11 protein-coding genes and 3 riboswitches are annotated in these 13,674 nt (G+C 52.5%); of the genes, 4 read left to right on the forward strand and 7 right to left on the reverse strand.

The features are described 5' to 3' along the window. Positions 1-208 precede the first annotated feature (208 nt). Together JNUCC32_RS07600 and JNUCC32_RS07605 are read right to left on the reverse strand one after the other, a co-directional pair. Positions 209-1,915 (reverse strand): ABC transporter ATP-binding protein, encoded by a 1,707-nt coding sequence (locus JNUCC32_RS07600; protein ID WP_015735862.1) that lies wholly within the window; start codon positions 1,913-1,915, stop codon positions 209-211. Positions 1,916-1,977: 62 nt separating this feature from the next. Continuing rightward, positions 1,978-2,322, reverse strand: a complete 345-nt coding sequence (locus JNUCC32_RS07605) for a hypothetical protein (protein ID WP_096774160.1) — start codon at positions 2,320-2,322, stop codon at positions 1,978-1,980. Between the two features lie 220 nt (positions 2,323-2,542). Here JNUCC32_RS07605 and JNUCC32_RS07610 point away from each other — a divergent pair, with 220 nt between their 5' ends. Further along, on the forward strand, positions 2,543-3,022 hold the full coding sequence (locus JNUCC32_RS07610; RefSeq protein ID WP_096774159.1) for a nucleoside deaminase: 480 nt from the start codon (positions 2,543-2,545) through the stop codon (positions 3,020-3,022). 44 nt (positions 3,023-3,066) lie between these two features. Here JNUCC32_RS07610 and JNUCC32_RS07615 read toward each other — a convergent pair whose 3' ends face one another. Beyond that, positions 3,067-3,849, reverse strand: coding sequence for an arylamine N-acetyltransferase family protein (locus JNUCC32_RS07615; protein WP_192571543.1), 783 nt, complete (start codon positions 3,847-3,849; stop codon positions 3,067-3,069). Positions 3,850-3,968: 119 nt separating this feature from the next. Between JNUCC32_RS07615 and JNUCC32_RS07620 the strand changes: the two genes are divergently transcribed. Next, positions 3,969-5,618 (forward strand): YcdB/YcdC domain-containing protein, encoded by a 1,650-nt coding sequence (locus tag JNUCC32_RS07620; protein ID WP_192571544.1) that lies wholly within the window; start codon positions 3,969-3,971, stop codon positions 5,616-5,618. 367 nt (positions 5,619-5,985) lie between these two features. On the opposite strand, the gene gcvPB is transcribed toward JNUCC32_RS07620, so the two are convergent. From gcvPB to gcvT, 3 genes are read right to left on the reverse strand one after another with little or no spacing between them, the layout of a single operon-like run. Further along, positions 5,986-7,443 (reverse strand): aminomethyl-transferring glycine dehydrogenase subunit GcvPB, encoded by a 1,458-nt coding sequence (gene gcvPB, locus JNUCC32_RS07625; protein WP_192571545.1) that lies wholly within the window; start codon positions 7,441-7,443, stop codon positions 5,986-5,988. After that, entirely contained in the window at positions 7,440-8,789 is a 1,350-nt protein-coding gene (gene gcvPA / locus JNUCC32_RS07630) for an aminomethyl-transferring glycine dehydrogenase subunit GcvPA (RefSeq protein WP_192571546.1), read from the reverse strand. Before gcvPA ends, gcvPB begins: the two co-directional genes overlap by 4 nt. Further along, complete coding sequence (gene gcvT / locus JNUCC32_RS07635; RefSeq protein WP_192571547.1) at positions 8,786-9,898, reverse strand: glycine cleavage system aminomethyltransferase GcvT; 1,113 nt, start codon at positions 9,896-9,898, stop codon at positions 8,786-8,788. The genes gcvPA and gcvT overlap by 4 nt, the downstream gene beginning before the upstream one ends. A 108-nt stretch (positions 9,899-10,006) precedes the next feature. Further along, a riboswitch (glycine riboswitch) is annotated at positions 10,007-10,112 on the reverse strand. A 3-nt stretch (positions 10,113-10,115) separates the two neighbouring features. Next, positions 10,116-10,218: riboswitch (glycine riboswitch) on the reverse strand. Positions 10,219-10,403: 185 nt separating this feature from the next. Next, positions 10,404-10,526, forward strand: a riboswitch (glycine riboswitch). A gap of 169 nt (positions 10,527-10,695) precedes the next feature. Between gcvT and gcvH the strand changes: the two genes are divergently transcribed. Further along, positions 10,696-11,085 (forward strand): glycine cleavage system protein GcvH, encoded by a 390-nt coding sequence (gcvH, locus tag JNUCC32_RS07640; protein ID WP_036660848.1) that lies wholly within the window; start codon positions 10,696-10,698, stop codon positions 11,083-11,085. 116 nt (positions 11,086-11,201) lie between these two features. Here the strand turns inward: gcvH and JNUCC32_RS07645 are convergent, their stop codons facing one another. Continuing rightward, on the reverse strand, positions 11,202-12,119 hold the full coding sequence (locus tag JNUCC32_RS07645; protein ID WP_192571548.1) for a DMT family transporter: 918 nt from the start codon (positions 12,117-12,119) through the stop codon (positions 11,202-11,204). Between the two features lie 101 nt (positions 12,120-12,220). Between JNUCC32_RS07645 and JNUCC32_RS07650 the strand changes: the two genes are divergently transcribed. Then, complete coding sequence (locus tag JNUCC32_RS07650) at positions 12,221-13,669, forward strand: aminotransferase-like domain-containing protein (RefSeq protein WP_192571549.1); 1,449 nt, start codon at positions 12,221-12,223, stop codon at positions 13,667-13,669. Positions 13,670-13,674: the final 5 nt, after the last annotated feature.

Genomic DNA, 13,674 nt, shown 5'->3' on the forward strand with positions numbered 1-13,674 from the left:
TGTGACAACTTTCTTATCCATGTACAATTTGCAAGGATCCTCTCAACAATATTCTGATTGCTCAAAATCAGCAGGATGCTTCTTATAGGTGCGCGGCAAAAAAAGGATGACTCCCTTTCGCTGGGAGCCATCCTTTTCAGTATTAATGCGGGATGTTCATTTCTTGCAGGCGAATCTTCATCCACAACCAAACCATTCATCGGCTTCATTAGTGAACTTGGTGAAGTCTGCTGTACGCACCGCCGGAGTGAATCAATTCCTGATGCGTGCCTTGTTCGGCAATGCCTTCCGAATTGACGACGATAATTCGGTCCGCGCTCTGAATGGTGGTCAGTCGGTGAGCGATCACTAGCGTTGTTCTGCCGACGGACAGCTCAGCCAGGGACTTTTGGATTTGCGCTTCCGTCTCCGTGTCCAGTGCCGAGGTAGCTTCATCCAGAATCAAGATCGGCGGATTCTTCAGGAACATTCTCGCAATGGACAGACGCTGCTTCTGGCCGCCGGACAGCTTAACCCCGCGTTCCCCGATGACCGTCTCCATGCCGTCCGGCAGGCTTCGGATCAGTTCATCCAACGAAGCGCGCCGTGCGGCTTCCCAGATTTGATGGTCGGTTGCATTCAAGTCGCCGTAGGCGATATTGTCACGGATCGTGCCGGAGAACAGGAACACGTCCTGCTGCACGATACCGATATGCTTGCGCAGGTTTTGCAATTTGATATTCCGGATGTCGATCCCGTCCACCGTGATCGAGCCCTGATCCACGTCATAGAAACGGGGGAGTAGGCTGCAGATCGTGGTCTTTCCGGCACCGGACGGCCCAACGAATGCAACCGTTTCTCCGGCACGGATCGTCAGGTGAATGTTATTCAGTATCGTTCGGGAAGGCTCGTACCCGAAGGTGACGCCTTCGAAGCGGATATCTCCCCGTACCGATGAAAGGGATACGGCATCAGGCACATCGGCGATTTCCGGCTCGGTATCCATGATTTCCAGGTAGCGTTTAAAGCCGGCAATGCCTTTGGGATAACTCTCAATAACCGCGTTGATCTTCTCGATCGGACGGAAGAAGATGTTGGAGAGCAGCAGGAATGCCATGAATTCGCCCATCTCGATTTTGCCTTGAATGAAGAACCATGCGCCGCAGATCATCACGAATACCGTGATCAAACGCATCAGCATATAGCTGACGGACGTGCTTTTTGCCATCGTTTTATAAGCCAGCAGCTTGGTGGCGCGGAACTGCTTGTTCTCTTCCTGAAACAGCTTATTCTCATGCTCTTCGTTCGCAAACGATTGAACCACGCGGATGCCGCCGACATTGTCTTCGATGCGGGCATTGAAATTGCCCACGTTTCGGAACAATTGACGATAAGTCGTGGTCATTCTGCCGCCGAACTTAATGATCAGCCATGCCATCAGCGGCACGATAATAAAGGTCAGCAGCGCAAGCTCCAGGTTGATGTAGGCCATCAAGGAGAAGGAACCGAGCAGCGTCATGACGGCGATGAACACGTCTTCCGGGCCATGGTGGGCCACTTCGCCGACGTCGTTAAGATCGTTCGTGATACGGCCCATCAGGTGGCCGGTTTTGTTGTTATCAAAGAAGCGGAAGGACAACTTCTGAATGTGGGAGAACATTTTCTCCCGCATGTCCGTCTCGATGTTGATGCCGAGCATATGACCCCAGTACGTCACGATATACTGCAGCGCGGTATTCAGCGCATAGATGGACAGCAGGACGATACAGGCAATAAGGATAAGCGGCCAATCCTGGCTGGGCAGCAGCTCGTCGATGAATTTGCTGACGGCAAGCGGGAAAGCAAGCTCCAGCAGTCCCGCAATGACGGCGCACGTAAAATCCAGTACAAAAAGTCCCTTATAGGGCCGATAGTATGAAAAAAACTTTCTAATCAAAAATCATCACGCTCCAAGTCCTACCTCTGTCATGGTTATTGGTTTATCAATGGCCTGGGCCATTATTGCTGGCCGTCCTGAGACTGCCTCGTATCATACAATTCAAAAGCCTGAATGTACTCCTGAATGATCTGGTCCACCGCTTTCAGCTCTCCGCTGACCACGTCCCGAATAGCTTGCAGGTCCGGATCATTGACCTGTTTCTTCAGGGTCTCCCGTTTCACAACCAGGTTGTCCAGAAAAGAGAGCGCACGTCCCCGGCGGAACGTTTGCGCCATCTTCCCGCCTTCCCTGCCGCCATGCCCTTCCTCGCGCCGTCTTCCGTGGCGTCCGCCTTGCCGGTGGCTGTCCCGGTCGCGATGCTCCGACCGGCTCTGGCCCGGCATAGGTGGTTCCTCTTGCCGCATGTAACCAACCTCCTTCAACCTCAAATGTATACGTTTGTATACCAATACTCGTGATTGTATACGTTTGTATACGGTTCGTCAATCCATTTTAGCGAAAAGATTGGAAAATGAAGGAGATCGAAAGAAGATATGCTATGATGAGAGTTAGCCGCCCGGTCGATCAGGATGTTTGATTACGCACACCGGGAACGGGATGAACATGGGAAGGGAGCTGTACATAATGAATGATCATAATCATGAGTACTGGATGCATCAGGCGATTGCAGAAGCCCATCGAAACGTTCAACATGTGGAAGGAGGTCCGTTTGGGGCGATTGTGGTTAAGGATGGCCAAGTGATCGGCAGGGGCCGTAATTTGGTTACTGCGTTGAACGACCCTACCGCTCATGCCGAGGTGCAAGCCATACGGGAAGCCTGCCTGCATTTAGAGGATTTTCAATTGAAAGGTTGCACGATCTATACCAGCTGCGAACCCTGTCCGATGTGCCTGGGGGCTATCTACTGGTCAAGGCCCGATGCCGTTTATTATGCAAGCACGAAGCAGGATGCGGCCGAGATCGGGTTTGATGATCATTTCATATACGATGAAATCGCCATGCCGATGGATCAGCGTTCCATCCCCATGAAGCAGGTTCGGACAGCGGATTATTTGCTGCCATTCCAAGCGTGGAGCTCTGCGGAGCGAAAAATTGAATATTAATCGTAAAAACCGGGCTCCCTGCTAGGGGGAAGCCCGGTTTATTGTTATTTATCGATAGGGATACCGAAATAAGTATGAAGCGCTTCGGCATATTCCTGTGGATTTCCCGGTTTAAAGGTGTGGACGCCGCCGGACTTGTAGATTCTGAACTCGTCGTCATCCACGGTGTTTCTGCCTTCAGCGGTACGTATGGATACCCGGGCCGTTTTATTAAACGGTGAATCGGGGGCATGCTCGCACCAGAAGGAGGTGGTGATGAAATCTTTCGGTAGATTAGGTTCTTCCGTAAAAGAGAAGACCGGATCCCAGGCATCTTTTTTCCACTCCTCGAGCATCCAGCCATAAGCCTCGGTCTGAACCAGCCGGTAGGTTTCGTTCCCCTGGGTTTGTTCCAGGCCATCTACCAACTCCAAAGGGTGGCGAGGTCCGGCGCCTCCCACTCCGACGTCGGCAATATATCGCTGGTCTTCGATATCCACCTGCAGGATATGGTGCCGCCGCTTAGCAGGCGTATCGGTCTCATCCCGCCAGAAGCGACCGAAGTAATGAGTGACCTTAAAGCCCAGTTCCTGCAGCAGCCAGCCAAACAACGCATTGAGCTCGAAGCAGTAGCCGCCGCGATGGCGGGTGACGATTTTATCGTAGAGATGGGGAACATCCAGGGAAAGCGGAATTCGGTCAAGGATATCGAGATTTTCATAGGGGACGGTATGCACATGCTGCTCCTGCAGCCTGGCGAGCATATAAGCGCTGTTCACAATCGGGCCCGTATATCCAATACGGTCAAGATACTGGTTAACGTCCAGGCCATATGTCGGGTTACTCATTCGATCACCGCATCTTTCGTAAATTGTCAGCTTGGTAGAAGTAAGCCGTATATAATTATATACTTTATATCATAAAATAGAGCTTTCTAATAGAGAAGGAGAAGGAGGCAAAGCGGGATATGACCATGGATATCCAGGCGCTCCGGGCAGCTGCAGGAACGATCACCTTCATACCTGAGCATTATGAACTTGTCATGGAGGATAACACCCCTAAGGGGTTCGATGAAAAAGAGAGAACGTTTATTTGGGAGGACCCTCATTCCGAGAACAGCCGAATTGAGGTTTCATTAAGCCTGGAGACCGGTCAGCTGATGAGGCTTCAAATCGATCAAGAGCGTGATGACACGATACGGGGAAGCGCGATAGAGGCAGGAAGCACGACGGAGCAGGCAGCGGACATAGCTAAAGCGTTCATGATCCGGCATCATCCGAATTATGCAGCGCTTACCTGGATTCGATCAGAGATCAAACGAAATTATGTTGAGATTGAGTTTAGGGCAGAGGTCGGCGGATTGCCGCTGCCGCGCTCCGGTTGTGAGATCCGGCTTGACGCCGATTTCAATATCGTGCTTTACAAGGCGGAAGAATTCACGGGAATGGAGCTGCCGGTTTGGCCGGACAGGCTGCTCGTTAGTGCGGAGGCTGCGAAGCAAAGGATCCTTCAGGATATGGAGATGCAGCCCATCATAACCACACTGTATCCCTCTATATATGACATGGAGGGGGAGGAGGATCAACATCGGCTGGTTTATGAACCGATTCAGGGGCGTCGTAAGATCGATGCCGTTACGGGCGAGCCCTTACATAACCTGCAGCATGATTTGCTGCCGCCGACTGTTTCAATCACGCCTGCGGATCCCGGTAATTTAGATAACGCCTATACTGTTAAGCCTGTTCTCCCATCAAGGACCGGAACCGAACATTCAAGCCCAGATGAAGATTCAGATTTAATTCCATTCTGGGAGGCCCAGCTGGGCATTGATACGGAGCGGTATGTTCTGGATAAGCCCAGGGGAGACGATCAAAACCTGATTTTATTGTACTTTGATAAAAGCGATATGAACGAGGATGAAGCGGATCAATCGGCAACCGATCCGTTATCGGTGGACCGATATTTTGAACGACGATGGGGAAAAACGCTTCGCAATCTTCAAGCAGCTTACATGATACATATAGATAAGGCCACAGGCAGATTAGAGGCGTACCATTATAAACCGGAAAGCTCCGACGGAGAGGCGGTGCTCACTCGCGAGCAATGCTGGGAACGAGCAGAGCTGTTCTTGCAGAGATTTTTTCCGTCATACGCCAAGTATTTGCGACTGGAAGTGAAATGGGATTGGAAAGACGGGGTAACGAACAGTGAGCAAGAGGGAGATGAGGGCGAAGCAGAGAAGCGAGATCGGGAATTCTTCCACTTGCCGCTGTATATCGATCAATACCGGGTACGTCTGGAGCGTGTAAATATTTGCGTAAGCACGATGACGGGAGAAGTGCTTCTGTACCGCAGTGTGTCTCATGAGAAAATCCGTGAGCTGGAGGCTTGCGGGTTTAAGGCTGCGGTTTCTGCGGCATCGGCACTCGCACGATATGCGGAACGGCTGGAGATGTCGCTCAGGTGGTATATGGATGGTGATGACGGCCCGGCCCGCTACCGGTTAATCTATGATCCCGTGCACAAGAGACGAGCCAAAACAGGAGTAAGCGTTTCAGAGTATCTTTTGGAATATATAGATGCCGTGAGCGGAGAACTGATATGGTCCAAATTGTGAGCCATTGAGCGATGCTGAATCGTTGGCATGGGTAGTACCAGGAATGACCGTAGGTTTATTGAGATAGATGGAAAGGGCCAGCCATTGTCCCTAGGGTGTCAGAGCATCATGTGGGGGCAAGTGGGCTGCTGTGTGTCTGAGATCCTACAGATGCTTTAAGCCTTATATTATGCAACATAAAAAAGGGTGTCCCAACAGCCGCTTGTGCGGTGAGGGACACCCTTTCTTATGAGATTAGAGAGCATGAAATTCAGAGACGTTCCACATCTAATCTTTAGCTTGCAAGAAAACAGCCGCTGTATGCGGTCTGGCTTCTCAGAAGGCATGTCGATAGCTGTTAAGCTATTATAACGGATCAACTCCTGCGCTATCCGCAGGTGCAGTTTAATACCGGTTTGCGCGCGGCCGTCGTTTCGTCGAGTCGCTTCACAACCGTGGTGTAAGGGGCGTTAATGACAACGTCAGGCGTAGACTCTGCTTCTTTTGCGATTTGGATCATCGTGTCGATGAAACCGTCCAGCGTTTCTTTGCTCTCCGTTTCGGTCGGCTCGATCATGATGCATTCCTCCACGTTGAGCGGGAAATAGATGGTTGGCGGATGATAGCCGAAATCGAGCAACCGCTTGGCAACGTCCAGGGTTCGCACGCCGTACTCCTTCAGCTTTCTGCCGGACAACACGAATTCGTGCTTGCATAGGCCCGGGTAGGCTACTTCGTAATAAGGAGCCAGACGATGCATCATGTAGTTCGCATTCAGCACGGCGAGCTCGGAGACGCGGCGAAGTCCTTCCGGTCCATAGGTGCGAATATACGCATAGGCACGAACCAGAATGCCGAAGTTGCCATAGAACGCCTTCACGCGGCCGATCGACTGGGGACGGTCGTAATCCCAGTAGAAGGTGCCGTCCTCTCGCTTGGACACGATCGGTTTCGGGAGGAACGGGATCAGCAGGTTTTTCACGCCGACAGGGCCTGCGCCGGGGCCGCCTCCGCCATGGGGTGTGCTCATCGTTTTGTGCAGGTTGAGATGGACCACGTCAAAGCCCATGTCGCCTGGCCGGGTAATTCCCATGATGGCGTTGGAATTGGCTCCGTCATAATACAGCAGACCGCCGGCGTCGTGCACGATTTCCGCAATTTCCACGATCTGCTCCTCGAACAGGCCAAGCGTACTCGGGTTCGTCAGCATAAGGGCCGCCGTATCCTCACCAACGACGGCGCGGAGGGCATCCAGATCCACCATGCCCCGTTCATTGGATTTAATCGTTATCGTGTCGTAACCGGCTACCGTTGCGCTGGCTGGGTTTGTGCCGTGAGAGGAGTCGGGTACGATGACCTTGGTGCGTTTCTCGCCGCGGCTCTCATGGTAGGCGCGAATCAGCATCAGCCCCGTCCATTCGCCATGGGCACCCGCAGCAGGCTGCAGCGTTACTTGATCCATGCCGGTCAATGCGGCTAGGTCGTTCTGCAGGGTATACAGCAGCTCTAGTGCGCCTTGAATGCTTTCCTCAGGCTGGTACGGATGAATCTTGGCAAAACCGGCAAAACGGGCAACATCCTCGTTGATCTTCGGGTTGTATTTCATCGTGCATGAGCCGAGCGGATAGAAACCGTTATCGATGCCGAAATTCCGTCGCGACAGCTCGGTATAATGACGGATGACATCCACTTCGTATACCTCCGGCAGTTCGGCCGGTTTGCTGCGCAGCAGGCTCTCCGGTATGAATGAAGCGGCGTCGGTTTCCGGTACGTCGCATTCGGGCAGGGAATAGGCGACGCGGCCGGGCTTGCTGAGTTCAAATATCAAGGCTTTTTCCGGTTTCATACAATCGCCTCCATTTCACCAATAAACTGGTCGATTTCGTCCTTCGTCCGCCGTTCGGTCACGGCGATCAGCATGCATCCATGAAGCTCAGGGTACGAAGAGCCAAGATCGTAACCGCCGATATAACCGGCCTCCAGCAGCTTCGAGTTGACCTCCTTCACGTTCGTTCCCTCAGGCAGCTTCACTACGAATTCATTGAAGAACGGAGAGCTGAATGGGAGGGATAGGGAGCCCTTGGCGACAAGGTCGGCAGCGTAATGGGATTTGCGCACATTCAGAAGCGCTGCCTCCTGCATGCCGGCTTTACCCAGCGTAGACATATAAACGGAGGCACACAGCGCGAGCAGCGCTTGGTTCGAGCAGATGTTCGACGTTGCTTTTTCCCTGCGAATATGTTGTTCCCGTGCCTGCAGCGTCAGCACAAAGCCGCGCTTTCCGTCCTTATCGACGGTTTGGCCCACGATCCGGCCGGGAATGCGGCGCATCAGCGGTTCGGATACCGCAAAGAATCCGCAGGTCGGCCCGCCGAGAGAGGCAGGAATGCCAAGCGGCTGGGCATCGCCAACAACGATGTCGGCCCCAAGCACGCCAGGGGATTCGAGCAGCCCGAGCGACAGCGGGTTTACGCTCAGCACGAGCAATGCTTTTTTGTCATGAACCAAGGGTTCGATCGATCTCACGTCCTCAATGCAGCCGAAGAAGTTCGGCGATTGCAGAAGCACGGCTGCCGTGTCATCCGTAACGGCAGCGGCGAGCGCATCCGGGTCGGTAACGCCGTTAACGATGCCGACTTCAACGACTTCCAGATCGAGACCGTGAGCCGAAGTCAGAACGATCTCCCGGGCTTCCGGGTGAACGGCTCGGGAAATAACGATTTTCTTTCGTTTGGTCGCCCCGCTGGCAAGCGCCGCTGCCTCAGCCAGTGCCGTTGAACCGTCATACATGCTGGCATTGGCTACTTTCATGCCGGTCAATTCACAGATATAAGATTGAAATTCAAAGATCGCTTGCAGCTCGCCTTGGCTGATCTCCGGTTGGTAGGGCGTGTACGCCGTGTAAAATTCGGAGCGGGAAATCACATGATTGAGGACGACGGGAATGTGGTGGTCATACAATCCGGCTCCGAGAAAGCTGGTATACCGGTCGAAATCGGCATTTCGATCCGCCAAGCGGCGCATATGCTTCAGCAGCTCTGGCTCGCCCAGCCGTTTCGACATCGGGAGGACGCCGTTGTATCGGACGGATTTAGGGATATCGGCAAACAGGTCTTCGATGGTCTCCGCTCCGACGGCGGCAAGCATGTCGGCCTGATCTTGATCTGTCATAGGCAAGTAACGATGCTTCATGATAAGGCAGCTCCTCTTTTATAGAATGGTGTCTTAACCACTTTGGCTTTTAATTTCTTACCGCGAATCTCGACCCATACCTCGGAATCCAAGCTTGCATAAGGGGTTTCGATCAAGGCCAATCCGAGATTTCGCTTAAGCGAGGGAGATTGAGTACCGCTGGTCACTTCACCGATCGGTTCACCATTACCGTTGAATACAGGGTAATGGGACCGCGGGATACCGCGATCAATAAGCTCAATGCCAACCAGCTTACGCGGCACACCGTCTTGTTTCTGCTGTTGAAGCGCTTCCCGCCCGATGAAATCGCCGCTGTCCAGCTTCACGAAATAACCGAGGCTGGCTTCAAGGGGTGAGATCGTGCTCGAAAGCTCCTGTCCGTACAATGGCAGTTTCGCCTCGAAGCGGAGCGTATCGCGCGCACCAAGTCCGGCCGGAATGAGTCCATGGTCTTTCCCCGCGGTTAACAGGCCTCTCCAGATATCCGGCGCATCCCCGGCGGAGCAATAAATTTCAAAGCCGTCTTCACCGGTATAACCGGTCCGTGAGAGCAAGGCGGCATGGCCGCATACTTGCGCGTTCTGAATAAAATGGAAGGAGGGGAGAACGCCGAGCGTCTCCGAGGTTGCCTTCGACAAGATGTTCTCGGCGGCAGGTCCTTGGAGTGCAATCAGTGCCGTCTCCGCGGATACGTTCCGGATGGCGACATCACCTGTGACGTGTTCATGAAGCCACTGAAGATCCTTATCGATGTTGGATGCGTTCACAACCAGCATGAATCGATCCGACGACAGTTTATAAACTAGCAGGTCATCGACCGTACCGCCGTTGTCATTACACATTAGCGTATATTGGGCCTGACCGACCGTAATTCGGGTGACGTCATTCGTGGTCATGTTCTGGATGAAAGCTTCGGCGTCTTGTCCGCTGATCATAAATTCGCCCATGTGGGAGACGTCGAACAGGCCGGCGTGCTTGCGTACGGCTTCATGTTCTTGCACGATGCCGGAAAATTGCACGGGCAATTCCCAGCCGCCGAAATCGATGCAGCGAGTAGAAGGAAAATCGGAATAAAGCGGGTAAAGCGGTGTACGTTGTAATGAACTCATCTCTTCACCTCTTTAATTGGCATGGTCTATCGGGGAAACACCAAAAAAGGACAGACAGAAGGATAACAAGCCGTGCCCAAAAAGCCCGCTCGTTGCGTAATCCTTCTGCTCTGTCCTTTGTACCTGAGAGTTACCCCACATGTCATGTTAGTGTTGTGTCAAGCGTGTGTGAGTTTCCCCGTGGGTGATTCCTTATTCAGAATTCTCTCCAGAGGTGCGTCCGGTAAAGGTCCTTTTGCCTGAGAGATTCACCGTGTGATCCGGCTTACTCCTTCGGCGCTACCTGTCAGTCTGTCGGTAATCTCTCCCAATACCATCATCCGCGTGAAACATATTGAGTTGTCATCTTCCTACGTTCTTGTGATTATTATAAACGTGCCTCTCCATAAAGTGTCAACCTTTATTTCATCAAAAATTTGTTCATGTTTAAAATTTTTGTTAGAAATCTTGACATCGACTCGTCCCTGTTTTATTCTGTGGGAGAATAAGCCAACCGAATATGCGAATGACGATGGATGGGAGAGACCGCTAACGAGTTGGGGATAACCCGAGCGGCACCGAAGGAGCAAACCGTTATGCCTGCCGGGCTGACGAGTAATCTCTCAGGTAAACGAACCGCCATCCGACGCAGCTCTGGAGAGTGCGCAAGCCACCCAAGGGGAAAGATCGAACCGTTAAGAGGCGGCCGATCACAAACTCTCAGGTACCGAGGACAGAGAGAAGGCGAAAGCCTTTTTTCGCGTCCTTTTTTTCATTCACCTTAATTTCATTTTTTAAGAAAAGAGGAGTATTCGAAAATGAGCGAAATCAGAGAGAATTTGGTGTACAGCGACGATCATGAATGGGCATTGAGGGTCGATGGGAATGTGGTGCGCGTCGGTATTTCCGATCATGCGCAGTGCCAGCTGGGCGATATCGTATTCGTAGAGCTTCCCGAGACGGGCGCTGCGGTTTCCGCAGGCGATAGCATCGGCACCATTGAGTCGGTCAAAACCGTTTCGGAGCTGTATTCCCCTGTTTCCGGAACCATTACGAAAGTGAATACCTCCTTGGAAGACCAGCCTGAGCTTGTGAACGGAGAGCCGTATGAAGGCGGATGGATTATGGAGGTAGAGGTGGAAGGCGATCTGGACGAAGCGCTAGGCAAACTGCTGACCGCGGATGCTTATCGTGCCAAAGTGGATTAGGAATCGTAACATAACAATAGGAACGAACGCATAGCATAACGGCTGCGACACGTAACGAGAATTACGGGTCGCAGCCGTTTCCGTTTGTCCATTCATTCGGGGAACCATGCCACGCTTTATCCTGAGCTTGATGCCATGCGGCGCGACATGAAACGTGTCCGGAGCTCAGGCAGATTCACGATCAGAATCCCGCCGATAATGAACAAACTGCCTAGGACCGAATAAAGTGAAATCGTTTCGCCGTACAGAAATGCACCGAGTCCCAGCGCGATGATCGGCGACACGAAGAGCCAGGTGGACGGGAAAAAGGCATTCGTCGCTTTTAGCAGCCAGGCATACAGGCTATGGCCCAGCATCGAACCGACGATTGTCAAATATAAGACGGATCCTATGGCCGGCATCGTTGTCAGCCCAGTCCATTGCCCGCGTTCACTGAACAAGGATAGAAGCAATAAAGCCAAGCCCCCATGCATCATCTGCACCGCATTGATCGTAATCGGCGAGATATCCGGCATGTCAAAGGACAGTTTGCGGGTAGCAAGCGAGCCCACGCTGTAACCGATTTCGCCTATAAGGATGACCATGCAGCTCAGAATCCAGATGAGGTCGCTCCCGATCGCCAGCTTGGGCATGATGAGCACGCACACGCCCGCAAATCCGACCGCGCAGCCCCAGTAATCGCTGCGCCGGGCTTTCTTCCGCATGACTACGGATTGAATCATCAGGATCATCATGGGGCCCGTAGCCGACAGAATGGCGGCAATGCCAGAAGCTACATGCTGCTCGGCCCAATACAGCGTCGCAAACGTCAGAAACGTGCTGGTCATCCCGATCAGAAGGAATTCCTTGCGCAAGAGCAGGCTCGGTTTTGCCTTGCGCTGCAATATCATCCACAGGAAGATGAAGGCGCCCGCCAGAAGAAATCGAAGCCCCGCCGAGAGAAATGGCGGTAGCCCAGCCTCCACGCCGATTTTGATCGAGAGAAACGTGGTGCTGAAAATGGCGCACATTAATAAGTAGTTAAAAATAATCATGCTGCATCCTCCTTTTTCTATACTATAATAGGTAGTTAATAGAACAGATTTGGGTCTGATAGAACAGATACGCCTGCAAATAGGTCAGGGGGAAAGAACGGATGAAGCTTTCGATGATGGATGAAAAGGCAGGAAAAGGGTCATTGCAGCAGCTGGTTTACGACACCATTGCAAAAGGCATTGCAACAGGGGAGTGGAAGGAGTCTGACAAGCTGCCGTCAGTTAGGGTCATGGCGGAGCGTTTGAAGGTTCATCGATTAACGGTGTTGAAGGCTTATCAGCAGCTGTTAGAGGATGGCATCGTGGAAGTGAAATATAAATCAGGGTATTTTGTGGCGAGTAAGGCAGAAGACGTTTCGGCGGAACCCCTTGCATTCAGCCCGCCTTGGGAATATCAGGCCAGATCGCTGTACGTCAATCGCAGCCGCTTGTCCGACATTCACAGGCATCAGGTCGATTACCAGATGTCGGAAGCGCTCATCGATCCTGCGCTGCTGCCGAATGCATTCTTGTCCAACCACGTCAAACAAGTGTTTGACATGTATCCGAAGGTATTAAGCACTTATTCTTCGGTGTCCGGAGATTTGGAGCTGCGCGAGGAAATGGCCCGGTATTTCATGGAGAAGCAGGGCATAGCGGTTCATCCGGAAGAACTGCTGATTACGACGGGATCCCAGCAAGCGATTGATCTGATTTCGCGTTCGCTCGTCAAAAGCGGAGATGCTGTATTGATCGAACGGCCGACATATAGCCCGGCGATTGATGTTTTTGTTCAGCAAAATGTCAATCTGCTCCCCATCGAGATTACGCCGCAAGGATACGACCTGGAACATATCGAATATATGATGCGGACGGAGAAGCCGAAGCTGTTCTACATGAACCCGACGTTTCAAAACCCGACAGGATATACGGTACCGGTAACGCAGCGCAAGGCGCTGGTTGAACTAGCCGAACGATATGAATGCATTCTGGTGGAGGATGAGGTTTATCATGACATTTATTTTGGAGATCCGCCGCCGCTGCCCTTTTTTTATTACGATACCGAGGGTTACGTCATTCATATTCGAAGCTTCAGCAAATACGTTGCCCCTGGCCTGCGGATATCGGTCCTGGCCGCACGTCCGGAGCTGATGAAGGTAATCGTACCGGTCAAGGCGCTTTCGGACAACGGTACGCCCTTGTTGACGCAAAAGATTTTTCAGCATTATTTCTTCTCCAGCAGGCTGCAGGAGCATGTGGCCAAGCTTCGGATTGCGCTGGAGCTTCGAAAAGCGAGGATGGAGAACCTGCTGGCGGCTACGGATTGGAGCTGGAGCAGCCCGGGAGGCGGCTTGAATCTATGGGTACGGCTGCCGGAAACGATCAACGTGGATGCGTTATTGCAGCAATGCCTGGCGGAATCGGTAGCGTTTGTTCCCGGACGGATATGCGATCCGCTGGATCGGATGGAATCGTGGATCAGGCTTAGTTACTCTTATATCAGCGAGGTTCAGCTGGATGAGGGAATACGTCGCCTCGTCGAGATATCGGGCCGTATGAAGCTGAATTAGCGGAC

Origin of the sequence: Paenibacillus sp. JNUCC32, from assembly GCF_014863545.1 — a bacterium.
Classification (GTDB): domain Bacteria; phylum Bacillota; class Bacilli; order Paenibacillales; family Paenibacillaceae; genus Paenibacillus_AQ; species Paenibacillus_AQ lautus_A.

Excerpts from the sequence above, each read along its gene's own strand:
- JNUCC32_RS07605 (WP_096774160.1), bottom strand. The coding sequence starts at position 2,322 with ATGCGGCAAGAGGAACCACCTATGCCGGGCCAGAGCCGGTCGGAGCAT.
- JNUCC32_RS07610 (WP_096774159.1), top strand. The coding sequence starts at position 2,543 with ATGAATGATCATAATCATGAGTACTGGATGCATCAGGCGATTGCAGAA.
- JNUCC32_RS07615 (WP_192571543.1), bottom strand. The coding sequence starts at position 3,849 with ATGAGTAACCCGACATATGGCCTGGACGTTAACCAGTATCTTGACCGT.
- JNUCC32_RS07620 (WP_192571544.1), top strand. The coding sequence starts at position 3,969 with ATGACCATGGATATCCAGGCGCTCCGGGCAGCTGCAGGAACGATCACC.
- gcvPB (WP_192571545.1), bottom strand. The coding sequence starts at position 7,443 with ATGAAACCGGAAAAAGCCTTGATATTTGAACTCAGCAAGCCCGGCCGC.
- gcvPA (WP_192571546.1), bottom strand. The coding sequence starts at position 8,789 with ATGAAGCATCGTTACTTGCCTATGACAGATCAAGATCAGGCCGACATG.
- gcvT (WP_192571547.1), bottom strand. The coding sequence starts at position 9,898 with ATGAGTTCATTACAACGTACACCGCTTTACCCGCTTTATTCCGATTTT.
- gcvH (WP_036660848.1), top strand. The coding sequence starts at position 10,696 with ATGAGCGAAATCAGAGAGAATTTGGTGTACAGCGACGATCATGAATGG.
- JNUCC32_RS07645 (WP_192571548.1), bottom strand. The coding sequence starts at position 12,119 with ATGATTATTTTTAACTACTTATTAATGTGCGCCATTTTCAGCACCACG.
- JNUCC32_RS07650 (WP_192571549.1), top strand. The coding sequence starts at position 12,221 with ATGAAGCTTTCGATGATGGATGAAAAGGCAGGAAAAGGGTCATTGCAG.